The sequence below is a fragment of the Bradyrhizobium sp. BRP23 genome, assembly GCF_020194135.1.
In the GTDB taxonomy this organism is placed as follows: Bacteria; Pseudomonadota; Alphaproteobacteria; order Rhizobiales; family Xanthobacteraceae; genus Bradyrhizobium; species Bradyrhizobium yuanmingense.
The window spans coordinates 596,414-617,255 of record NZ_JADYVW010000003.1 but is presented as its reverse complement, the minus strand read 5'-3'; the positions used below and the strand labels follow the sequence as shown (position 1 = coordinate 617,255).

Here is a 20,842-nt window from a genome sequence, read left to right as displayed (position 1 = left end):
GTTTGACCATGATCGGAAAACCGCTTCACACTTTTCCGGATCATGCTTTAGAGCCGCCGGGCCACGTCGGGCGCGAGATCGCGCTGGTCGTCAGGGATCTGCGCCGCCGCGGCGCGCAGCCGTGGGATGATCTCCTCGACCTTGTCCGCCTTCAGGATATCGACGGTGAGGCCGGCACGGATGAACTGGGTCTGCCGCATGTGGGCCACCAGGGAGAACAGCGGCTCCCAGAAGCCGTCGACATTGGCCAGCAGCACCGGCTTGGCGTGCCGGCCGAGTTGCTGCCAGGTCAGCTGCTCCACCAGCTCCTCAAGCGTGCCGAGCCCGCCGGGCAGGGCCACGAACGCGTCGGAGCGCTCGAACATCAGCCGCTTGCGCTCGTGCATGTCGGGCGTGACGACCATCTCCTGCACGCGCGTCAGCGCATTCTCGCGCATCCGGAGGAAGTCGGGGATGATGCCGGTGACCATGCCGCCGTGATCCAGCACGGAGGTCGCAACCGCGCCCATCAGGCCGAGCGAGCCGCCGCCATAAACAAGACGGATCTTGTTTTCCGCCAACGCTCTGCCGAGCGCCTTCGCCGCTTCAATGAAGTTGGGATTTGTTCCAGGGCCGGAGCCGCAATAGACACAGACGGTTTTGATCGTGCTCATTGGTGCCATGATGCATTGCAGCGAAGTGGCGTCAAGCCCAAACGGTGATTCGATACTTCCGGGAATTTACCGGTAAATCGCGACAAACAATCGAAGATTCGCCATCTGGCGGGGTGCGCGGGCATCGGGAAGGCTCTATATGACGGGCGAAAATCGTTAATCGCAGTTTCGCCCGCATCCGGCGGGCTTTCGGGTTTGTTGATGGACCAACCTCAATCGTTCGACGGCGCCGACGTTCCTGATCCTTCCGTGGCAGGACCGCAGGCCGGGGCCACGCTGATGGGCACGCTAGCACATCTGTGGCCCTACATCTGGCCGGGCGACCGTTTCGACCTGAAGATGAGGGTGGTCTGGTCGCTGGTGCTGTTGCTCGCCGCCAAGCTGATCACGCTCACCGTGCCGTTCAGCTTCAAATGGGCGACGGATGCGCTGACCGGCGCCAACACCGCGCCGGTAGCGGCCGACAATTGGCATCTCTGGGTGATCGCCTCGCCTTTGCTGCTGACCGCGAGCTACGGCGTGATGCGCATCCTGATGGCGGTGCTGACGCAATGGCGCGACGGCATCTTCGCCCGCGTCGCCATGCATGCGGTGCGCAAGCTCGCGACCCTCACCTTCATCCACATGCACGAGCTGTCGCTGCGCTTTCACCTCGAGCGCAAGACCGGTGGCCTCACGCGCGTGCTCGAGCGCGGCCGCGAGGGCATCGAGGTCATCGTGCGCATGGTGATCCTGCAGCTGATCCCGACCATCGTCGAGGTCTCGCTGCTGCTGGCGGTGCTGCTCTGGCAATTCGACTGGCGCTACGTGGTCGCGACCCTGATCACGGTCACGCTCTACATGTACTACACCTACGTCGCGACCGAGTGGCGGATCGGCATCCGCCGCAAGATGAACGATTCCGACACCGAGGCGAACACCAAGGCGATCGACTCGCTGCTCAACTACGAGACGGTGAAGTATTTCAGTGCCGAGGCACGCGAGGCGCAGCGCTACGACAGATCGGTCGAGCGCTACGAGGAGGCGAGCGTCCGCACCTACACCTCGCTTGCGGTGCTCAACACAGGCCAGGCGGTGATCTTCACGCTGGGCCTGACCGCGACCATGCTGATGTGCGCGATCGGCGTGCGCAACGGCACCAACACCATCGGCGATTTCGTGCTGGTCAACGCCATGATGATCCAGCTCTACCAGCCGCTGAACTTCATGGGCATGGTCTATCGCGAGATCAAGCAGGCGATCATCGACATCGAGAAGATGTTCGGCGTGCTCAGCCGCGAGGCCGAGATCAAGGACGCGCCTGGCGCGAAGCCGCTGGTCATCTCCGCCGGCACGGTGCGCTTCGAGGACGTGCGCTTTGCCTATGAGCCGGCGCGCCCCATCCTCAAGGGCATCAGCTTCGAAGTGCCGGCCGGAAAGACGGTTGCCATCGTCGGCCCCTCCGGCGCCGGCAAATCGACCATCTCGCGGCTCCTGTTTCGCCTCTATGATGTCTCCGGCGGCAGGATCCTGATCGACGGCCAGGACATCCGCGAGGTCACGCAGGCCAGCCTGCGCGCATCGATCGGCATGGTGCCGCAGGATACCGTGCTGTTCAACGACACCATCCGCTACAACATCCGCTACGGCCGCTGGGATGCGACCGATGCCGAGGTCGAGGAGGCGGCGCGGCTGGCGCAGATCGACCACTTCATCCGCATGGCGCCGAAGGGCTATGAAACCCAGGTCGGCGAGCGCGGCCTGAAGCTGTCGGGCGGCGAGAAGCAGCGCGTCGCGATCGCGCGCACGGTGCTCAAGGCGCCGCCGATCCTGGTGCTCGACGAGGCGACCTCGGCGCTCGACACTCATACCGAGCACGAGATCCAGGGGGCGCTCGACCGCGTGGCGAAGAACCGCACCTCCCTGGTGATCGCGCATCGACTTTCCACCATCGTCGGCGCCGACGAGATCATCGTGCTGGACCAGGGCCGCATCGCCGAGCGCGGCACTCACGCGAGCCTGCTCGCGCAGGGCGGGCTCTATGCCAGCATGTGGAACAGGCAGCGCGAGGCCGAGGAGGCCCGCGAGAAGCTGGCCAAGATGGCCGACACCAATGCCGCGCCCAACCGGGAGCCGCCGCCGGTCGATGATAGCCTGACGACGCCCGCGGCGGCGGAGTGACCTTGTCTCCGGTCCCAACTCTGGCCTAAACAAGCCCGCGCGACGACCCCTTGGCATCAACCCCGACCGGCAAAAAGCAATGTCCATTCTCGATTCGATCCAGCGTCAGATCCCGCCGATCCACAAGGAGGGTTATCCCTTCATCGGCGCCTTTGCGCTGGCGAGCCTGCTCCTGTTCTGGCTGTGGTCGCCGCTGGGGTGGATCGGCACGATCCTGACCGTTTGGTGCGCGCTGTTCTTCCGCGATCCCGTCCGTGTGACGCCGGCGCGCGAGGGTCTCGTGGTGTCGCCGGCCGACGGGCGTGTCTCCATGATCACCATGGCGCTGCCGCCGGCCGAGCTCGGGCTCGGCGACCGGCCGCTGCCGCGCGTCTCGATCTTCATGAGCGTGTTCAATTGCCACGTGAACCGCGCGCCCGTGGCGGGCAGGGTGGATCGTATCGCCTACCGGCCCGGCCTCTTCATCAACGCCGAGCTCGACAAGGCGAGCGAGGACAACGAGCGCAACTCGCTGGTGATCACGACGCCGACGGCGCGGATCGGCGTGGTCCAGATCGCCGGCCTGGTCGCCAAGCGCATCGTCTGCTTCGTCAAGGAGGGGCAGGCGATCGGCGCCGGCGAGCGTTTCGGCCTGATCCGCTTCGGCTCGCGCCTCGATGTCTACCTGCCCGTGGGTACCAAGGCGCTGGTCTCGGAAGGGCAGACCGCGATCGCCGGAGAGACGATCCTGGCCGACCTTGCCGGCGACGACCCGGGCCGCGCGTTCCGCGCCAATTAACCAATAGTCGGTGCTCGCAGGCGTTCCGCCGCAATGGCGGAGGGCGGCGCGGCTTGCTATATCTCGACTCGAGATAAGGACGAGCCATGACGCCTTACGATTTCAAGGATCCCGACGTCCGCCGCCGGCGGTTCCGACCGATCCCGGTGCGGATGCTGGTGCCCAACGTCATCACGCTGCTGGCGATCTGCGCCGGCCTGACCTCGATCCGCCTGTCGATCGAAGGGCGGATGACGCTCGCGGTCTATGCAATCGTGTTCGCCGCCGCGCTCGACGGCATCGATGGCCGCATCGCGCGCATGATCAAGGGGCAGTCGAAGTTCGGCGCCGAGCTCGACAGTCTCGCCGACTTCGTCAATTTCGGCGTGGCGCCCGGCCTGATGCTGTATTTCTGGCAGCTGCATGAGCTCGGCAATGCCGGCTGGATCGCCGCCATGGTGTTCGCGATCTCCGGCGGCCTGCGGCTTGCGCGCTTCAATGCCACCATGGACGATCCGAACAAGCCGGCTTTCGCCGCCAATTTCTTCACCGGCGTGCCGGCGCCCGCCGGCGCGATCACCGTGCTGCTGCCGATCTATGTCGCGTTCCTCGACGTCGGGCGCACACCTGCGGCGGTGACCGCGGCCTACACGCTTCTGATCGCGTTTCTGATGGTGTCGCGCCTGCCCGTGTTCTCCGGCAAGACCAAGCGGATGCGCGTGCCGCCCGAGCTGGTGCTGCCGGCGTTCGTCGCCGTGATCGTCTTCATTGCGCTCCTGATCGCCTATCCCTGGCACGTGCTGTCGATCGGCACGGTGCTGTACCTTCTCGCGCTGCCGCTCGGCTACAAATCCTATCGCGACCAGGCGCGCGCGATGGAAGCCACCGCGCCGGCGGGAGGCGAGGTCCCGTCACCGCCCTCGGCGCCGACGCTGGCGAATTTGTCGGAGCCGCCGCAAGACGACGATCGGCCCGGACGACTGCACTAAAACGCTCCTCGCGGATATCTGCCATGAAGCCTGCCTGAGTTGGGTCGAGGTCCGATCTCGGCTATATCGCCCTTGTGCCGGCGGCATCGCGCAATCAATCGCCGCCAACCTGGGAGAGAACGCCGTGACCAATTCCGCGACCGGGCCGCTGCCCGCTTCCGTCCTCGAAGCGCTGGGCCGTTACGATACGCCGACGATCTGCAACGCCATGGAGATCGTGGCGCCCGAGCGGCGGCTGATCGGCTACACCACCAAGCAGCTGGTCTGTCCGTTTCCCGACCTGCCGCCGATCGTCGGCTATGCCCGCACGGTGACGATCCGCTCGGTTCTGAAATCATCGCTTCCGGCCGAGGAGCAGTCCAAGCGCCGAATCGCATATTACGAATATGTCGGCACCGGCCATGGCCCGCGCATCTCGGTGATCCAGGACATCGACGGACCCGACGTCGGCTATGGTGCGTTCTGGGGCGAGGTACAGAGCAACGTGCACAAGGCGCTCGGCTGCCTCGGCGTCATCACCGACGGCTCGATCCGCGACATCCCGCAATGGGCGCCAGGGTTCCAGGCGCTGGCCGGCTCGATCGGCCCGTCGCACGCCTGGGTGCACGCGGAAAGCTTTGGCGGCGAGGTGCGCGTCGCCGGCATGACCGTGAAGTCGGACGACCTCATTCACGCCGACCGGCATGGCGCCATCGTGATCCCGCTCGACCTTGCCGCAAAGCTGCCGGAGGCGGCCGAACTGTGCGGCCGCCGCGAGACGCCGATCCTGGAGATCGCCCGCAGTCCCGACTTCTCGCTCGAGAAGCTCAAGGCCGCGCTGAAGCGCTCTGCGGAGATCCATTGACGGCTGCTGGAGCGTGATCCGGAAAAGTGTGTAGCGGTTTTCCGAAAAGATCATGCTCAAACAATAACCTAAAGCGCGATGACGATTGATCCTAATCGCATCGCGCTTTAGGGCAATCTACGGCCCGGACGACGGCCGAATGCCGCCTTGCTCGGTCAGAAGCAGGGCGACTTGATCCGGTTCTCCGAGCACGGCGGCTGCGCATCCGATCAGGGTGAAGCCGCCGGCAAGGTCCCAGAGGGTGATATCGTCTGCGCTGTTGGCGCTGCGCATCAACCGCGCCGCGAGCACGGCGAAGGCGGCCTCGATAAAGAGCAGCACGCTGAACGCCGGAAGCACGAGTTCCGGCTCGAGCAGGTGGAACGCCAGCGCCGCGGGCAGCGCCGTGAGTAGACCGAATAGCATCAACATCGCGCTGGCTCCGCGATTGGCCCTGTCGCAACGCTAGCAGACACCAGCTGATCCCCGTCCACGATGTGGCGGAGGGCCGCAGCCGACGTGACGTGGTGGGCGCCTGCTTATGGTTAGCGAAAGGTTGAAATTCCTATCGCTGGACGGCAACCGGGACAAATTGCGGCGGCAGGCGGCACATCGTCGAGACTTAACCTTTACGCGCCTTTAAGGGCGGCGCTCTAGGGTCTGCGATGCGGTTCGGGGTTGAGCCGCGCCAGCGGCCAGGACGGCCGTTGTTGCGTAGGCGTTGGAGTCGATCATGGATATCGCAACACTTGTCGGCCTCGTCGCAGGCGCCATTGTTGTGTCGTCGCTGATCCTGATGGGCGGTACGTTCGGGATGTTCTACGACATCCACGCCGTCATCGTCATCTTCGGCGGGTCGTTCGCAGCGACGATGATCCGCTTTCCTTTGTCCGCGATGATCCACGGCGTACCGCTGGGCGCGAAGTTTGCTTTCACCCTGAGCCGCCTGTCGGCTCACGACCTTGTCGACGAGCTCGCCCGCATCGCGGAAATCGCCCGCAAGCAGGGCCCGGTCGGACTCGAAAAGGTCGAGACCGACGAGCCCTTCCTCGCGAAGGGCATTCGCTATGTTGCCGACGGCTACGACCTCGATTTCATTCGCGACAATCTGGAGCGCGACCGGGACAACTTCCTGATGCACCTCGACGAAGGCAGCAAGATCTACCGCGCCGTCGGCGACTGCGCCCCGGCGTTCGGCATGATCGGCACGCTGCTTGGCATGGTGCAGATGTTCTCCAACATGTCGGATCCCTCCAAGCTCGGCCCGTTCATGGCCACCGCGCTGCTGGCGACCCTGTACGGCGCCGTTGTCGCCAACCTGATCTGCTTGCCGATCGCGGACAAGCTGCACGGCAAGCTGCTGGACGAAGAGACCAACCGCACCTTGATCATCGACGGCATCCTGATGATCCGCGACTCCAAGAGCCCGACCCTGGTGCGCGAAATGCTGCTGGCCTATCTGCCGGAGAAGCATCGTCACACCGAAGGCGAGCCGGTGCCGGCTTGAGGCCGCCGCCTGGATTTTGAGAGATGGCCAAGAAGAAGCGCGGCAATGCTCACGGTGGCGGCCACGGCTGGTTCGTGACCTTCGCCGACCTGATGGCGCTGCTGCTGGCGTTTTTCGTGATGCTGGTCGCGTTCTCCACGCAAGACGCCAACAAGCTGAAGATCGTCGCGGGCTCGATGCGCGAGGCGTTCGGCGTGCAGACCGAGGCGCGCTACTCCGGCATCGTCGAATCCGACGGCCTGCCGACGCGCCCGCGGCTCAAGAACGTCGACCACATCCAGCCGGAAGATGCCTCCAACACGCCGACGCCAGATCAGGAAGACCGCGAAAAGACCTCCGGCGCGAAGATCAAGGTCGACCGCAATTTCGCGCTGGCCGCAGCCTCGCTGCGCCAGGCGTTGCAGGACATGCCGGAACTGACCGAGATGTCCAAGCACATCATGTTCGAGGAGACCAAGCAGGGCCTGAACCTCGAGATCGTCGACCAGGACGGCCGCTCGATGTTCGCCGACGGCTCCAAGGTGCCCTATGACCGCACCCGCCGCCTGGTCGAGAAGCTCGCGATCCCGCTCAAGGCGACGCCGCTCCGCGTCTCCATCGCCGGCCACACCGCGGCGGGGTTCGTGCCGACCCGCAGCGACTATGGCGCCTTCGATCTGTCGGCCGATCGCGCCAACGCCGTGCGCCAGATCCTCGAGCGCCAGGGCCTGCCGCCGTCGCACATCTTCGCCGTCTCCGGCAAGGCCGATACCCAGCCGCTGTTTCCGGACGATCCCTCACTGGCAGCCAACCGGCGGGTGACCATCACCTTGATGCGCGAAGATCCGCCGCTGCCGCCGAATCTGAGGCCGTAACCCCCTTGCGCTACCATCTTACCTGAGGCATGTCGTCGCGCGGGCGATGAGCGTGGCTGTGGCGTCACAGCATCCGGCTCGGCGCCTGCTATGATGGTGCGCCGATTGACAGGTGCACCGGAAGCGTCAAAAGGCGCCGGATCAATTTCAGGAACGAAGCGTTCTCCACCTTCATGACGGCGAGCATCACACAGGCCGAGACCCAGGACGGGCGGCCCACCGCAAGTTTTTGGGCCCTTACGCTCGGGAGTGTCGGCGTCGTCTTTGGCGATATCGGCACTTCGCCGCTCTATGCATTCCACGAGGCCGTCAAGGCCGCCGCCCATGGCGAGCCCGTCTCGCGCGTCATCGTGCTCGGCGTGCTCTCGCTGATCCTGTGGGCGCTCCTGATCGTCGTCACCGCCAAATATGTCCTCTTGCTGCTGCGCGCCGACAATAACGGGGAGGGCGGCACGCTCTCGCTGATGGCGCTCGGCCAGCGCGCGCTCGGGCGGCGAAGCTGGGTCCTGCTCGCGCTCGGCGTGATCGGCGCTTCGATGTTCATCGGCGATTCCATGATCACGCCGGCGATCTCGGTGCTATCGGCGGTGCAGGGCCTCAAGCTCGCGACCCCCGCGCTCGAGCACTATGTCGTGCCGCTCACCGTGCTCATTCTGGTGCTGCTGTTCGCCGTGCAGAGCAAGGGAACCGCATTGGTCGCCTCGGCCTTCGGGCCGGTGATGGTGGTCTGGTTCACCGTCATCGCCGTGATGGGGGCTGTCCACATCGCCGACGATCCCACGGTGCTGGCGGCGATCAATCCGTACTATGCGGTGCAGTTCGTGCTGTCGCACGGTGTGATCGGCCTCGTGACGCTCGGCGCGGTGTTCCTGGCGGTGACGGGCGGAGAGGCGCTTTATGCCGATCTCGGCCATTTCGGCCGCAAGCCGATCCAGTCGGCCTGGATGTTTTTCGTGCTGCCGGCGCTTCTAGTCAACTATTTCGGGCAGGGTGCGCTGGTGCTGTCCGATCCCAGCGCGATCGAGCATTCGTTTTATCGCATGGTGCCCGAGAGCCTCGTCCTGCCGCTGGTCGGACTCGCGACGGCCGCAACCGTGATCGCGAGCCAGGCGGTGATCACCGGCGCCTATTCGCTGGTCCACCAGGCCGTGCAACTCGGGCTCCTGCCGCGTTTTGAGGTGCGTTACACCTCCGAATCCCATGCCGGCCAGATCTATCTGCCGCGCGTCAACCGCCTGCTGCTGATCGGCGTGATGCTGCTGGTGCTGCTGTTCCACACCCCCAGCAATCTGGCTTCCGCCTACGGTATTGCCGTCTCCACCACCATGGTCGCCGACGGCATCATGGGCTTCGTCGTGATCTGGAAGTTGTGGAACTGGCGCGCCGCGACGGCCGCAGCCGTGATCGTCCCCTTCGTCATCGTCGATTTGAGCTTCCTCAGCGCCAACCTGCTCAAGCTGCTCGAAGGTGCCTGGGTGCCGCTGCTGTTCGGCATCGTCATGGCCGGGACGATCTGGACTTGGCGCAAGGGCTCCGCAATCCTGATCCAGAAGACCCGCCGGATCGAGGTGCCATTGGACGATCTGATCCGCAGTTTGGAGAAGCGGCCACCGCACATCGTCAAGGGCACCGCGGTGTTCCTGACCAGCGATCCCGCGTTCGTGCCGACCGCGCTCCTGCACAATCTCAAGCACAACAAGGTGCTGCATGAGCACAACGTGATTCTGACCATCGAGACCGCGCAGACGCCTCGGGTCGATCTGTCGGAGCGGTTCAGGATGGAGAAGATCAGCGAAAAGTTCTCCAAGGTCCGCTTGCGCTTCGGTTTCATGGAGCAGCCGAACGTGCCGAAGGCGCTCGCCATCGCGCGCAAGCAGGGTTGGCAGTTCGACATCATGTCGACGTCGTTCTTCGTGTCGCGCAGGTCACTGAAGGCCTCGGCACAGTCGGGCATGCCGCTCTGGCAGGATCATGTGTTCATCGCGCTGAGCCGGTCGGCCAACGATGCCACCGACTACTTCCAGATCCCCACCGGCCGCGTGGTCGAAGTCGGAACCCAGGTCACCATCTAGAATGCAACTGGCGTAGCCATGCAGATTTGCATGGCTATGGCCCGGAATCGGGCTAGGCCATGCCGGTGGCGCAGGACTATAAGCCGCGCGCTCTTCCGCCGTTGTGCAGTGAAGCATTTTAGAGGCCATCGGGCTCTCCCATGACAAGCGACGTAGCAGTTCCCGCCCCGGAAACGGTGGCGGCAAATGGGCATGGCGATGCCCATACCACCGCCGGTTTCGGCGCGCTGACGCTCGGCAGCATCGGCGTCGTTTACGGCGACATCGGCACCAGCCCGCTCTACGCGTTCCGCGAGGCGGTGATGGCGGCCTCGGGCGCGGACGGGTTGCCGACGCCGGCCGCCGTGCTCGGCGTGCTCTCCCTGATCCTGTGGGCGCTCATCGTGGTGGTGACGCTCAAATACGTCGTGATTCTGCTCCGCGCCGACAACAACGGCGAGGGCGGCACGCTGGCACTGATGGCGCTGGCCCAGCGGGCGGTTGGCACCGGCCGCGGCGGCGCGACCATCGTGCTGCTCGGCATCATTTCCGGAGCTTTGTTCTACGGCGATGCCGTGATCACGCCGGCGCTCTCCGTGCTGTCGGCGATCGAGGGCATGAAGGACGTCACGCTAAGGTTCGAGCCCTACATCGTTCCGCTGACGGTTGTGATCCTGGTCGGCCTGTTCGCCGTGCAGTCCCGCGGCACGGCGCGCGTTGCCGCCTTGTTCGGCCCGATCATGTGCGTCTGGTTCACGGTTCTGGCGGTGGCGGCGATCCCTCAGATCGCCCAGCAGCCGCAGGTGCTGCTTGCGCTCAACCCGCTCTACGCCGTGAACTTCATGCTGCACCATGGCATCGTCGGCTTCGTGACGCTGGGCGCGGTGTTCCTGGCGGTGACCGGCGCCGAGGCGCTCTATGCCGATCTCGGCCATTTCGGCAAGCGGCCGATCCAGACCGCGTGGCTTACCATCGTGCTGCCCTCGCTGGCGCTGAACTATCTGGGGCAGGGCGCGCTGGTGCTCGGCGACCCCGGCGCGATCGTGAGCCCGTTCTTTCAGCTGTTCCCGCAAGGCTTCGTCCGAGGCTGCATGGTCGTCCTCGCCACCATGGCGACCGTCATCGCGAGCCAGGCCGTCATCACCGGCGCCTATTCCCTGACGCGCCAGGCGATCCAGCTCGGGCTGCTGCCGCGCTTTGAAATTCGCCATACGTCGGAAGCCCATTCCGGCCAGATCTTCATTCCGCGCATCAACCAGCTGCTGCTGGTCGCGGTGGTGCTGCTGGTGCTGCTGTTCCGCTCGTCGAGCGCGCTTGCATCCGCCTATGGCATCTCCGTCACCGGTACCATGGTGGTCACGGCGATGATGGGCTTCGTCGTGGTCTGGAAGGGCTGGCGCTGGTCAGCGCTTGCCGCCGGCGCGCTGATTGCGCCGTTCCTGTTCCTCGATCTGACCTTCCTGAGCGCGAACCTGTTGAAGGTGTTCGAGGGCGGCTGGGTGCCGATGGCGCTCGGTGCAGTCATGATCATCTTGATGTACACATGGCGGCGCGGCAGCCGGCTGTTGTTCGAGAAATCGCGCAAGCTCGAGTTCCCGCTCGCCGATCTCGTGGCGATGCTGGAGAAGCGGCCGCCGCAGCGGGTGCCCGGCACTGCGGTGTTCCTGACCTCGGACCCGCTCAGCGCGCCGACCGCGCTGATGCATAGTCTGAAACACTACAAGGTGCTGCACGAGAAGAACGTCATTCTCACCATCGAGACCGCGCAGACCCCGCGGATCGATCCGGCCGAACGGGTGAAGCTGGAGCAGATTTCACCGACCTTCTCCAAGGTGACGCTGAAATTCGGCTTCATGGAATCGCCCAACGTGCCGAAGGCGCTCGCGATCGCCCGCAAGCTGGGCTGGCAGTTCGACATCATGTCGACCTCGTTCTTCCTGTCGCGCAGGGCGCTCAAGCCCGCCGCCCATTCCGGCATGCCGCGCTGGCAGGACCGGCTGTTCATCTCGCTCAGCCGCTCCGCCAACGACGCCACCGACTATTTCCAGATCCCGTCCGGCCGTGTGGTCGAGGTCGGCACGCAGGTGACGATCTAGGGCAGACGATCCAGGGCATGGGATTCAAAGCGGACTTCAAGTCGCTGCGATTTAGCTTTAACTTGCGCCGCGCGGCTCAAGCCTTTGTGGCGCTTGATTTTCGTCTCCCGAGAGGCGAGGTTGCCGCCGGCCGGGATCGCCCCGGTACGCGGCCCGCGACGTTGGAGGATGATGTGGCAAATCAAGTGCAGGATCTGACCCCGGACGAGGTCGCCAAGGGTGTCGCGGAAGGGCGCTATCTGCTCGTCGACGTCCGTGAGCCGAACGAGGTCGAGGCCGAGGCGTACCCTTACGGCGTCGTGGTTCCGCTCTCGACCTTCGATCCCAAGGCGATCCCCGATCCGGCCGGCAAGGAGGTCGTGTTCGCCTGCCGTTCGGGCAAGCGCTCGGTGACAGCCTCGCTGGCGGCACAGGCGGCGGGCCTGTCTTACGACAAGCATCTGGCCGGCGGCATGCTGGGCTGGAAGGCGGCCGGGCTTCCCAGCAAGGTCGGTGGCTAACCGCGCAATGACGACCAAGAGCTCTTCGCTGAACAAGGTCTTCGCCGACCTTCCCGTCACCATCTTCGAGGCGATGTCGCAGGCCGCGCGCGACAACAATGCGATTAATCTCGGCCAGGGCTTTCCCGACGATCCCGGCCCCGAGGACATCCGCCGCGCCGCGGCCGAGGCCTCGCTGAACGGCTACAACCAGTACCCCTCGATGATGGGCCTGCCGGAGCTGCGCCAGGCGATTGCGACCCATTACGGCCATTGGCACGGCCTCAAGCTCGATCCGATGAGCGAGGTGATGGTCACCTCCGGCGGGACCGAGGCGCTGACCTCGGCGATCCTCGCGGTGGTCCAGCCCGGCGACGAGGTGGTCTGTTTCCAGCCGGTGTACGATTCCTATCTGCCGATCATCCGCCAGGCCGGTGGCATTCCGCGCTTGGTGCGTCTCGAGCCGCCGCACTGGCGGCTGAATGAAGACATGCTGAAAAGCGTTTTCAATTCAAAGACCAAGGCGGTGCTCTTCAACAACCCCTTAAATCCCAGCGCGGTGGTCTATCCGCGCGAGGACCTCGAGGTCTTGGCGCGCTACTGCCAGGAGTTCGACGTCATCGCGATCTGCGACGAGGTCTGGGAGCACGTCACCTTCGACGAGCACAAGCATATCCCGCTGATCACCATTCCCGGCATGCGCGAGCGCACCATCAAGGTCGGCTCGGCCGGCAAGATCTTCTCGCTGACGGGCTGGAAGATCGGCTTCGTCTGCGCGGCGCCACCGCTGCTCCGCGTCGCGGCCAAGGTGCACCAGTTCCTGACCTTCACCACCGCGCCGAACCTGCAGGCCGCGGTCGCCTATGGGCTCGGCAAGTCCGACGACTACTTCCTGTCGATGCGCAAGGACCTGACGCGGAGCAGGGACCGGCTGACCAAGGGACTGGAGAGCCTCGGCTTCCCCGTGCTGAAGTCGCAAGGCACCTACTTCCTCACCGTCGACCTGTCGCCGCTCGGGCTCAACGAGAGTGACACTGAGTTCTGCTGGCGCATCGTGAAAGACTACAAGGTCGCCGCGATCCCGGTCTCGGCGTTCTACGAGCAGGACCCGGTCACATCAGTGGTGCGCTTCTGCTTTGCCAAGAAGGATGAGACGCTCGACACCGCACTGGAGCGGCTGTCGGACGCGGTGCGTGGACGCAAGAGGTAGACAGAGATGACGAACGTCGGCCGCTCCGGCTTTGGCCTTGGTTTCGCGATCGCCGCCGCGCTGACGTTGCTCTCCGCTCCCGCAGGTGCCGAGGAGCGGGTCGTCAATTTCTACAACTGGTCCAACTACATGGCGCCTGACGTCCTTGAGGCCTTCACCAAGGAGACCGGCATCAAGGTCGTCTACGATACCTTCGACGCCAACGAGACGCTGGAGACGCGCCTGATGGCCGGCAAGTCCGGTTATGACGTCGTGGTGCCCACCGCTTATTTCCTGCAGCGCCAGATCAAGGCCAATATCTTCCAGAAGCTCGACAAGTCGAAGCTCCCGAACCTCGCCAATGCCTGGCCGGTGGTGACGCAGCGCCTCGCCACCTACGACCCCGGCAATGTCTACGCCGCCAACTACATGTGGGGCACGACGGGCATCGGCTACAACATCGCCAAAGTGAAGCAGATCCTTGGGGCTGATGCGAAGATCGACAGCTGGGACATCGTCTTCAAGCCGGAGAACCTCGCCAAGTTCAAGGACTGCGGCGTGCACATGCTCGACTCCGCCGACGACATCTTCCCGGCGGCGCTGAGCTGGCTCGGGCTCGATCCGAACTCGACCAAGCAGGCGGACCTGGAAAAGGCCGCCGATGCCGTGGCGAAAGTCCGCCCCTCCGTGCGCAAGTTCCACTCGTCCGAATATCTAAGCGCGCTCGCCACCGGCGAGATCTGCTTCGTGGTCGGCTGGTCCGGTGACATCATGCAGGCCCGCGCCCGCGCCGCGGAAGCCAAAAGCGGCGTCGAGATCGGCTACACCATTCCGAAGGAGGGCGCGCAGATGTTCTTCGACAATCTCGCGATCCCCGCCGACGCCAAGAACGTCAAGGAAGCCTACGAGCTGATCAACTATCTCTATCGCCCGGACGTTGCCGCCAAGAACTCGGACTTCCTGTCCTACGCGAGCGGCAATCTCGCCAGCCAGAAGCTGGTGGATCCAAAAATCCTTGATGACAAGAACATCTATCCGGACGAAGCGACGCTCGCAAAACTGTTCGTGATCACGGCGCGCGAGCCGGCCACGCAACGGATCATCAACCGGCTCTGGACGAAGGTGAAGACGGGGCGGTAGTAGCGCCTGTCATTGCGAGGAGCGAAGCGACGAAGCAATCCAGACTGCTTCCGTGGAACGATTCTGGATTGCTTCGCTGCGCTCGCAATGACGGAGTATTTACCGCCACCTTCTATGCAGCCACAGCCACTGCTCGGGATGTTCTCGTACCCAGCTTTCCACCACGCTCGTGATCGCCTGCGTGGTGCCCTGGATGTCGATCCTGCCGTCGGCATCGCGCACCGGCGGGATCTCCTCGGTCAGCTCGCCGCGGAAGCGGCCGTCGGGCAGGCGGATGATGCGCACGCCGTGGATTGGGCATTCGACCTGGCGCAAGAGGCGCGCCAGCATCGGATTGGCGCGGGTCTTGCGGCCGAAGAACGTGACCTCGACGCCGGCCGTCAGATACTGGTCGATCAGCATGGCGACGTGCTTGCCGTCCTTCAGCGCCTGCGCGAGCCGCAGCGGCGCGTCGCGGCCGGCCGGGATCAGCGTGCCCATGTTGACCTGGCGCATCTCCTGGATGATGCGATCGGCCGAGGCGATGTTCGGGCGGCGATAGAGAATCGCGGTGTCCAGGCCATGCGCGACCGCGGCGAGCGCCGGCAATTCCCAGTTCGCAAGATGTGCGGCGAAGATCAGCGCCGGCTTGCCGTCGTCGCGGATCTGGTCGAACAGCTCGATGCTGCGCGGGGAAATCTCGATGCGACTCTTCTCGGGGACATCGCGGGCGTAGTCCCAGACCTGGTCGATATGGGCGAACTCGGCGCCGACGCGGCCGAGATTGTCCCAGACGCCCATCAGGATCCGTTCGATCTCCTCCGGTGACTTCTCGGGGAAGGCGGCGGTGAGGTTGGCGCGGCCGATGCGGTGCTCGCGCAGGCGCGGCCCGATCAGCTTGACGGCACGCGCGAAGAAGTCCGAGGTCTTGGCCGGATCGAAATAGCGCGTGGTGCGCAGCATCGCGACGGTCGCGCCGCCGATCAGGCTGCCGCCGAGCGATTTGGCAGCCTCCCGCGCGCGGGCCTTCGTGCTCGCAGGAAGCAGCGCCATGCGTCCGGTCAGGCCGGTTCGCGGGTCAGGATCAGCGAAGCGTTCTGGCCGCCGAAGCCAAATGAGTTCGACATCACCGCGGTCACGCGCGCATCGCGCGCCTTGTTGCCGACGACGTCGAACAGGATCGTGGGATCTGGATTGTCGTAGTTGATCGTCGGCGGAATGCGCTGATGCTCGAGCGTGAGCAGCGAGAAGATCGCCTCGACCGCGCCGGCGGCCGAGATGGTATGGCCGACCATCGACTTGTTGGAGGTGACCGGAATCTTCTGCGCGAGCTCGCCGAACACGGCCGACGTCGTGTTGAACTCCATCTTGTCGTTCTCGGGCGTCGCGGTGCCGTGCGCGTTGATGTGGTCGATCTGATCCGGCGTCATGCCGGCATCGGCCAGCGTCTTGTTCATGCAGCCGATGATCGGCTTGCCGTCGGGCGAGGAGCGGGTGCGGTGGAAGGAATCGGTGAGCTCGCCGCAGCCGGCGATCACGCCGAGAATTTTTGCGCCGCGCGCGGTGGCGGCTTCATAGCTCTCCAACACCAGCGCGCCGGCGCCTTCCGCCATGACAAAACCGTCGCGGTTCTTGGAGAAGGGACGGGAGGCCGCCTGCGGCGGATCGTTCTGGGTCGACAGCGCCGAGAGCAGCGAGAAGCGCACCAGCGCTTCCGGGTTCACGGTGCCGTCGGTCGCGACGCAGAGCGCTGCGTCCGTCTCGCCGCGGCGGATCGCCTCGACGCCGAGCTGGATCGAGGTGGCTCCGGACGCGCACGCCGTCGACAGCGAGATCGGCGAGCCCTTGGTGCCGAAGGTCTCGGCAAGATAGGCGGCAACCGAGCCGAACATGAAGCGATGATGATAGGCGCTAAACTTGCCGCCGCCGGAGATGCGGAGCAGATCGTCATAGGTGATGTCTTGCTGGCCGACGGCGCGACCGAGCTCGCGACGCTGCGGCCATTCAACCTCGACCGGCGCCACCGCGAGGAAAAGCGGACCCGGGAAATCGGCCTTGGCGCCGATGCCGGCTTGCTCCAGCGCTTCCTGCGTCACCAGCTCGGCCATCCGCTCGGACAGAGCGGTGGAAGAGAACGGATCGGCGCTGACGAAATCGACCGTTCCGGCCATCGTGGTCTTGAGACCGTCGATCGGAAAACGCGTGATCGTGCGGATACCGGATTCGCCGGCGACGAGCTTTGCCCAATTGTCGGATTTGCCGGCGCCGAGCGAGGTCATGATGCCCATGCCGGTGACGACGACGACGGGACGCCCGAGTTTGTCGCGTGGTGCAATCATGTCGATCCCCGCTTGAGCTGATTAAATCGCCTCGACCAGCGCCATGCCTTCGCCGCGCCAGTGTCCGGCTCCCACCACCACGATCTGGGTGGGCGGGCCCTGCATTTCAATCTCGGTCCCCGTGGAATCATTCGGCGGGAACAGCGCGCCGCGCGAGATCGACAATGCGGCGAGGGCAATGCCGAGCGGGAATTGCGTTTCCATGGCGTGGCCGAACACCGTGCCGGTCGAGCGCACCGGAAAGTCGGCATGGTTCTTCAGGAAGTCGCGCTCGTCCGAGGTCGCAGGCTCCGCGCCGGTCGCCCCGGTGATGATCGCGCCCTTGCCCTCGCGCCTGGGCAGCTTGTCCCACAGTTTCTCGAGCGTCGCGGTCATGTCGCCGGGCTGCTTGCGTTTGGCGAGGTCGGCGACGACGCTCGACAGCTTTGCGAACGGCTTGGCGCCGCGCGCTTCCGCATGCGCCTTCGATTCCAGCACCAGGAAGGCGCCGGCCGAGCCGAGCGCGAAGCCGGGATGGTCCTTGCGCGCCCACACGGGCGCGAACTTGTCCTTCAGGTTGAAGTCGCCGAACTCGTAGAGGACGAGCAAGTCCTTGCGCTCGCCGTTGTACGAGCCGCCGACCAGCGCGATGTCGCTCTCGCCCGAGGCGATGCGCGCGAGCGCGATGCGGGCGGCGTCGGCGCCGGCGACCTCTTCGCCCATGAAGGTGCGCGAGGTGCCACCCAGACCGTGCACGATGGCGATGTTGCCGGCGAGCAGGTTGGAGAGCTGGGCCAGGAACAGCGTCGGCCTGAGATCGCTCATCAGCCGTTCGTTGAGGAAGCCCGGCGCGTTAGCGCCCTTGGCCTCGGCGGTGAGAATGCCGCTGTCGACGTTGATGTCGCGCTCTCCGCCGCCGGCGGCGACGACCATGTCGATCTTCGACAGGATGTCCTTGTTGCCTTTGATGCCGGCGGAATCGAGCGCAAGACCGGCGGCATAGGTGCCGATGCGCTGCCAGGCTTCCATCTGGCGCTGGTCGCCCTTCTTCGGGATCTGGCTGTCGAAGGATACCGGCATCAAGGGATGCACGATGTAGGGCGCAAAGCCCTTCTCGTCGACATTGATGCGCTTCTCGGAAAGCGCGGCCCAATTGGCGTCGAGGCCCTCGCCGAGCGAGGTGGCGAGCCCAATGCCGGTGATCCAGACCTCGGTCTGGCCCGGCTTCAAAGCGGGAGTGTCAATCATGACGATACGGCCTGTTGCGGAAAGCCGACGCGCTCGGCGACCTTCGCCATGTATCCGCGCATATCCGCATTGGGGAAGGGAATCAGCGTGAAGGTCAGCGCCGAATTGGCGCGCAGCTTGCCGCCGACCCGGATCTTGGCCTCGGTCATGGCATAGCCGGAGCCTTCATGGGTGAGGCTCGCCTCGATGCTCATGAGGTCGCCGGGGAAGACCGAGCCGCGGACCTTGGCCTCCTTCACGGCGGCCAGGATCGGCATGCGTTCGAATCGGAACACGCCGAGTTGAAGCCAGCCCGAGGCCTGCGCCATCGATTCGATCAGGAGCACGCCGGGCATCAAGGGATAACCCGGGAAGTGCCCCTCGAAGATGGTGCTTTCCTGCGGGACCTGCGCTTCGACGACGATCGTCTTCTCGTCGACCTTGAGGTCGACGATGCGATCGATCATGTGGAAGTATTCGAGTTGCATGACTGCGCCCTTAGGCGCTCGCGCCCTTGGCCGCAACCAATTCGTCGATGCGGGCGCACAGGTTCTTCAGCACGAAATATTGCTCGGTGGTCGCCTTGCCGTCGTTGACCTCCTGAGTCCACTTCTCCAGCGGCAGCTTGATGCCGAACTGCTTGTCGATCGCGAAGGCGATATCGAGGAAATCGAGGCTGTCGATGCCGAGGTCATCGATGGCATGGCTATCCGGCGTGATCGTGTCGCGCGGGATGTCGCAGGTTTCAGCGATGATCGTGGCGACCTGATCGAATGTGGAGGACATCACTAAGCCTTTGATATATTGTAGGTATTTGTCAGATTGTCCAGAGTGGCACGGTGGCTGGGCATCGCGCCCCTGATGACGCCCTCAAACCCCCCTCTGGCCGGGTCGAAAGCCCGTATATCGGAGCGCCGCCCTGAGTTCAATGGAGCCGGGCAGGCCTCCGGGGACGGCACCGGACGCGGCTGGGGATGCGGGCTGGGTCCGTCCGCTATGAGGTCCGTGCCGGGCCGGGCCTTAGATATGCGGTGTCGTGATCTTGACGCAGTCGCGGCGGCCCATCAGCACGCAATCCTGGGTCCGGCGCAGGTCGGCGATGCTGACCGCGAGCCAGATCCCGATCGCCGTCAGCGCGATTGTGAAGGCGAGCGCTGCGATGTTGGCAAGCATGCGCTGCCGGTAATTGTCGGGCTCGGCACGCGGCTGCTCGTAGCGCGACAGGTCCAGCCGTTCGGGCGTGAGGCGAAGCGGTTGCACGGAGCCATTACCGCGCTGGACCCTTGGGGCAGGCGGGGTGCGCGGCCTGAACTGGAGCACCCGGTGCTCCTCATCAGAGCTTATGGGCCGCTGGTTGTTCATGGGGCGGGGATCACTCCGAAGCAGCGATCTAGATAGCATAGGTGAGGCACGCGTTGCAGTAAATCTTTGCAATGCCAGGATGCATTTGTGCCTCCGTACTATTTGCGCATGGACCGGTGTGCCGCGATCCAGCAACGGGCCATCGTGTCCGTCGCGAGCTTTGCGCTGCAACGCGGGCATAGCGACAGCCATTGAGGACGTCTTTTTACCGGTCGGCATCGACTTGTGATCTGCGCGTCTTCCGAACGGATTTTGCCACCGCGGGACCCGTGGCATAGTCGCGGGAACCCGAACCGTTTCGTTGCTGCCAGGGGCCTTCGATCATGACCACGACCAACGCGCGCGAGCCGAGAGTGCATCCGGTTCCGATCTTGTCGCTCCGGCCGACGCAGATGACGGTCGGCATGCGCGAGGTCAAGGAGAAGCGCAGGCGCTGGCGCGAGCACGGCAAGAAGAAGCAGGCGGATCTGCTCGGCAAGCACATGATCCCCGTCGTTTACGGTCCCGACGCGCGCTACTACGTGATCGATCATCATCACCTCGGCCGCGCACTGCACGATGAAGGCGTCAAGGAAGTGCTGGTGACCGTCGTCGGCGATCTCAGGATGGTGGAGCGCGAGGCGTTCTGGGGCGTCATGGACAACAAGCGCTGGGTCTATCCTTACGACGCCAAGGGTGAGCGGCGCTCGTTCCGCGACCTGCCGAAATCCGTCGCTGACCTCAAGGACGATCCGTTCCGCAGTCTTGCCGGCGAATTGCGCCGCATGGGCGGCTTCGCCAAGGACACCACACCGTTCTCCGAATTCCTGTGGGCCGACTTCCTGCGCCGGCAGGTCTCGCGCAAGGCGGTGGAGGCCGATTTCGATAATGCGCTCGAGAAGGCGATGGCCGCGGCCAGAAGCAAGAATGCGATCTATCTGCCCGCCTGGTGCGGCCCGGCGGACGACGACTGAGGGTATTCACGTCAGTCGCGCTGGAAGATCCTGGCGCCGGGATAGGCGCGGCGGGCGTAAGTGACCACCAGCGCGCGGTCCTGGGTGTCCAGGAACGGCGTTCGGATCTGGCTCGATCCGACGATGAGGTGCCACAGGCCATTGAGCTTCTGGATCACGATCTTCATTTGCGTAGTCCTCGATGACTCCCATCCCGGCGAATGTTGCCGCCGCAGTGCCTAGGATAGCGCTCGCGGGTATCAAATTCCCAATACGGCCGGCGCTGCAAAACACGTCCACCCTTGTTAGTTGGTTACGGAATGTGC

Annotated in this window: 21 protein-coding genes; 12 read left to right on the top strand and 9 right to left on the bottom strand. The window is 64.7% G+C overall.

What is annotated here, in order from left to right; all coding sequences use genetic code 11:
• Nucleotides 1-47: 47 nt before the first annotated feature.
• Nucleotides 48-653 (bottom strand): TIGR00730 family Rossman fold protein, encoded by a 606-nt coding sequence (locus I6F24_RS11090; RefSeq protein ID WP_036001463.1) that lies wholly within the window; start codon nucleotides 651-653, stop codon nucleotides 48-50.
• Nucleotides 654-854: 201 nt separating this feature from the next.
• Here I6F24_RS11090 and I6F24_RS11085 point away from each other — a divergent pair, with 201 nt between their 5' ends.
• From I6F24_RS11085 to I6F24_RS11070, 4 genes are all read left to right on the top strand, one after another.
• Entirely contained in the window at nucleotides 855-2,813 is a 1,959-nt protein-coding gene (locus tag I6F24_RS11085) for an ABC transporter ATP-binding protein/permease (RefSeq protein ID WP_225149445.1), read from the top strand.
• A 55-nt stretch (nucleotides 2,814-2,868) separates the two neighbouring features.
• Complete coding sequence (locus I6F24_RS11080) at nucleotides 2,869-3,591, top strand: phosphatidylserine decarboxylase (protein WP_225112817.1); 723 nt, start codon at nucleotides 2,869-2,871, stop codon at nucleotides 3,589-3,591.
• Nucleotides 3,592-3,677: 86 nt separating this feature from the next.
• Nucleotides 3,678-4,559 (top strand): phosphatidylcholine/phosphatidylserine synthase, encoded by an 882-nt coding sequence (locus tag I6F24_RS11075; protein WP_036001453.1) that lies wholly within the window; start codon nucleotides 3,678-3,680, stop codon nucleotides 4,557-4,559.
• 124 nt (nucleotides 4,560-4,683) lie between these two features.
• Nucleotides 4,684-5,403 carry an RraA family protein gene (locus tag I6F24_RS11070; protein WP_036001451.1) on the top strand — a complete coding sequence of 240 codons (720 nt, stop codon included), beginning with the start codon at nucleotides 4,684-4,686 and terminating at the stop codon, nucleotides 5,401-5,403.
• A 117-nt stretch (nucleotides 5,404-5,520) separates the two neighbouring features.
• Here the strand turns inward: I6F24_RS11070 and I6F24_RS11065 are convergent, their stop codons facing one another.
• Nucleotides 5,521-5,814 carry a hypothetical protein gene (locus tag I6F24_RS11065; RefSeq protein WP_036001448.1) on the bottom strand — a complete coding sequence of 98 codons (294 nt, stop codon included), beginning with the start codon at nucleotides 5,812-5,814 and terminating at the stop codon, nucleotides 5,521-5,523.
• Between the two features lie 301 nt (nucleotides 5,815-6,115).
• Between I6F24_RS11065 and I6F24_RS11060 the strand changes: the two genes are divergently transcribed.
• The 7 genes from I6F24_RS11060 to I6F24_RS11030 all read left to right on the top strand — a co-directional run bounded on the left by I6F24_RS11060 (nucleotide 6,116) and on the right by I6F24_RS11030 (nucleotide 14,698).
• Nucleotides 6,116-6,889 carry a MotA/TolQ/ExbB proton channel family protein gene (locus I6F24_RS11060; protein ID WP_036001447.1) on the top strand — a complete coding sequence of 258 codons (774 nt, stop codon included), beginning with the start codon at nucleotides 6,116-6,118 and terminating at the stop codon, nucleotides 6,887-6,889.
• Nucleotides 6,890-6,912: 23 nt separating this feature from the next.
• The gene (locus I6F24_RS11055; protein WP_036001445.1) at nucleotides 6,913-7,743 is read left to right on the top strand and encodes a flagellar motor protein MotB; all 831 of its coding nucleotides are present in this window, start codon (nucleotides 6,913-6,915) and stop codon (nucleotides 7,741-7,743) included.
• Between the two features lie 173 nt (nucleotides 7,744-7,916).
• On the top strand, nucleotides 7,917-9,815 hold the full coding sequence (locus tag I6F24_RS11050; protein WP_036001442.1) for a potassium transporter Kup: 1,899 nt from the start codon (nucleotides 7,917-7,919) through the stop codon (nucleotides 9,813-9,815).
• Between the two features lie 140 nt (nucleotides 9,816-9,955).
• Complete coding sequence (locus tag I6F24_RS11045; RefSeq protein ID WP_036022305.1) at nucleotides 9,956-11,890, top strand: potassium transporter Kup; 1,935 nt, start codon at nucleotides 9,956-9,958, stop codon at nucleotides 11,888-11,890.
• A gap of 173 nt (nucleotides 11,891-12,063) precedes the next feature.
• On the top strand, nucleotides 12,064-12,390 hold the full coding sequence (locus I6F24_RS11040) for a rhodanese-like domain-containing protein (protein WP_036022412.1): 327 nt from the start codon (nucleotides 12,064-12,066) through the stop codon (nucleotides 12,388-12,390).
• A 7-nt stretch (nucleotides 12,391-12,397) separates the two neighbouring features.
• Nucleotides 12,398-13,579, top strand: a complete 1,182-nt coding sequence (locus I6F24_RS11035) for an aminotransferase (protein WP_036022308.1) — start codon at nucleotides 12,398-12,400, stop codon at nucleotides 13,577-13,579.
• A gap of 6 nt (nucleotides 13,580-13,585) precedes the next feature.
• Nucleotides 13,586-14,698 (top strand): polyamine ABC transporter substrate-binding protein, encoded by a 1,113-nt coding sequence (locus I6F24_RS11030; protein ID WP_036022311.1) that lies wholly within the window; start codon nucleotides 13,586-13,588, stop codon nucleotides 14,696-14,698.
• Nucleotides 14,699-14,797: 99 nt separating this feature from the next.
• Here the strand turns inward: I6F24_RS11030 and I6F24_RS11025 are convergent, their stop codons facing one another.
• The 6 genes from I6F24_RS11025 to I6F24_RS11000 form a co-directional block, all read right to left on the bottom strand.
• A complete protein-coding gene (locus I6F24_RS11025; protein ID WP_036022313.1) occupies nucleotides 14,798-15,730 on the bottom strand; it encodes a lipid A biosynthesis lauroyl acyltransferase in 933 nt (310 codons plus the stop codon).
• 8 nt (nucleotides 15,731-15,738) lie between these two features.
• Nucleotides 15,739-17,016 (bottom strand): beta-ketoacyl-ACP synthase, encoded by a 1,278-nt coding sequence (locus I6F24_RS11020; protein ID WP_036022315.1) that lies wholly within the window; start codon nucleotides 17,014-17,016, stop codon nucleotides 15,739-15,741.
• Between the two features lie 21 nt (nucleotides 17,017-17,037).
• On the bottom strand, nucleotides 17,038-18,243 hold the full coding sequence (locus I6F24_RS11015) for a beta-ketoacyl-ACP synthase (protein ID WP_036022319.1): 1,206 nt from the start codon (nucleotides 18,241-18,243) through the stop codon (nucleotides 17,038-17,040).
• Nucleotides 18,240-18,710, bottom strand: a complete 471-nt coding sequence (locus I6F24_RS11010) for a 3-hydroxyacyl-ACP dehydratase FabZ family protein (protein ID WP_036001387.1) — start codon at nucleotides 18,708-18,710, stop codon at nucleotides 18,240-18,242. The genes I6F24_RS11015 and I6F24_RS11010 overlap by 4 nt, the downstream gene beginning before the upstream one ends.
• A gap of 10 nt (nucleotides 18,711-18,720) precedes the next feature.
• Nucleotides 18,721-19,008, bottom strand: coding sequence for an acyl carrier protein (locus I6F24_RS11005; protein WP_007592476.1), 288 nt, complete (start codon nucleotides 19,006-19,008; stop codon nucleotides 18,721-18,723).
• 234 nt (nucleotides 19,009-19,242) lie between these two features.
• On the bottom strand, nucleotides 19,243-19,584 hold the full coding sequence (locus I6F24_RS11000; protein WP_128262271.1) for a hypothetical protein: 342 nt from the start codon (nucleotides 19,582-19,584) through the stop codon (nucleotides 19,243-19,245).
• A gap of 323 nt (nucleotides 19,585-19,907) precedes the next feature.
• Between I6F24_RS11000 and I6F24_RS10995 the strand changes: the two genes are divergently transcribed.
• The gene (locus tag I6F24_RS10995; RefSeq protein ID WP_225149446.1) at nucleotides 19,908-20,537 is read left to right on the top strand and encodes a ParB-like protein; all 630 of its coding nucleotides are present in this window, start codon (nucleotides 19,908-19,910) and stop codon (nucleotides 20,535-20,537) included.
• A gap of 11 nt (nucleotides 20,538-20,548) precedes the next feature.
• Here I6F24_RS10995 and I6F24_RS10990 read toward each other — a convergent pair whose 3' ends face one another.
• The gene (locus I6F24_RS10990; RefSeq protein WP_165637160.1) at nucleotides 20,549-20,704 is read right to left on the bottom strand and encodes a hypothetical protein; all 156 of its coding nucleotides are present in this window, start codon (nucleotides 20,702-20,704) and stop codon (nucleotides 20,549-20,551) included.
• Nucleotides 20,705-20,842: the final 138 nt, after the last annotated feature.

Excerpts from the sequence above, each read along its gene's own strand:
- I6F24_RS11000 (WP_128262271.1), bottom strand. The coding sequence starts at position 19,584 with ATGAACAACCAGCGGCCCATAAGCTCTGATGAGGAGCACCGGGTGCTC.
- I6F24_RS11025 (WP_036022313.1), bottom strand. The coding sequence starts at position 15,730 with ATGGCGCTGCTTCCTGCGAGCACGAAGGCCCGCGCGCGGGAGGCTGCC.
- I6F24_RS11065 (WP_036001448.1), bottom strand. The coding sequence starts at position 5,814 with ATGTTGATGCTATTCGGTCTACTCACGGCGCTGCCCGCGGCGCTGGCG.
- I6F24_RS11050 (WP_036001442.1), top strand. The coding sequence starts at position 7,917 with ATGACGGCGAGCATCACACAGGCCGAGACCCAGGACGGGCGGCCCACC.
- I6F24_RS11075 (WP_036001453.1), top strand. The coding sequence starts at position 3,678 with ATGACGCCTTACGATTTCAAGGATCCCGACGTCCGCCGCCGGCGGTTC.
- I6F24_RS11045 (WP_036022305.1), top strand. The coding sequence starts at position 9,956 with ATGACAAGCGACGTAGCAGTTCCCGCCCCGGAAACGGTGGCGGCAAAT.
- I6F24_RS11085 (WP_225149445.1), top strand. The coding sequence starts at position 855 with ATGGACCAACCTCAATCGTTCGACGGCGCCGACGTTCCTGATCCTTCC.
- I6F24_RS11055 (WP_036001445.1), top strand. The coding sequence starts at position 6,913 with ATGGCCAAGAAGAAGCGCGGCAATGCTCACGGTGGCGGCCACGGCTGG.
- I6F24_RS10990 (WP_165637160.1), bottom strand. The coding sequence starts at position 20,704 with ATGAAGATCGTGATCCAGAAGCTCAATGGCCTGTGGCACCTCATCGTC.
- I6F24_RS11035 (WP_036022308.1), top strand. The coding sequence starts at position 12,398 with ATGACGACCAAGAGCTCTTCGCTGAACAAGGTCTTCGCCGACCTTCCC.
- I6F24_RS11015 (WP_036022319.1), bottom strand. The coding sequence starts at position 18,243 with ATGATTGACACTCCCGCTTTGAAGCCGGGCCAGACCGAGGTCTGGATC.
- I6F24_RS11005 (WP_007592476.1), bottom strand. The coding sequence starts at position 19,008 with ATGTCCTCCACATTCGATCAGGTCGCCACGATCATCGCTGAAACCTGC.
- I6F24_RS11010 (WP_036001387.1), bottom strand. The coding sequence starts at position 18,710 with ATGCAACTCGAATACTTCCACATGATCGATCGCATCGTCGACCTCAAG.
- I6F24_RS11060 (WP_036001447.1), top strand. The coding sequence starts at position 6,116 with ATGGATATCGCAACACTTGTCGGCCTCGTCGCAGGCGCCATTGTTGTG.
- I6F24_RS11090 (WP_036001463.1), bottom strand. The coding sequence starts at position 653 with ATGAGCACGATCAAAACCGTCTGTGTCTATTGCGGCTCCGGCCCTGGA.
- I6F24_RS11020 (WP_036022315.1), bottom strand. The coding sequence starts at position 17,016 with ATGATTGCACCACGCGACAAACTCGGGCGTCCCGTCGTCGTCGTCACC.
- I6F24_RS10995 (WP_225149446.1), top strand. The coding sequence starts at position 19,908 with ATGACCACGACCAACGCGCGCGAGCCGAGAGTGCATCCGGTTCCGATC.
- I6F24_RS11030 (WP_036022311.1), top strand. The coding sequence starts at position 13,586 with ATGACGAACGTCGGCCGCTCCGGCTTTGGCCTTGGTTTCGCGATCGCC.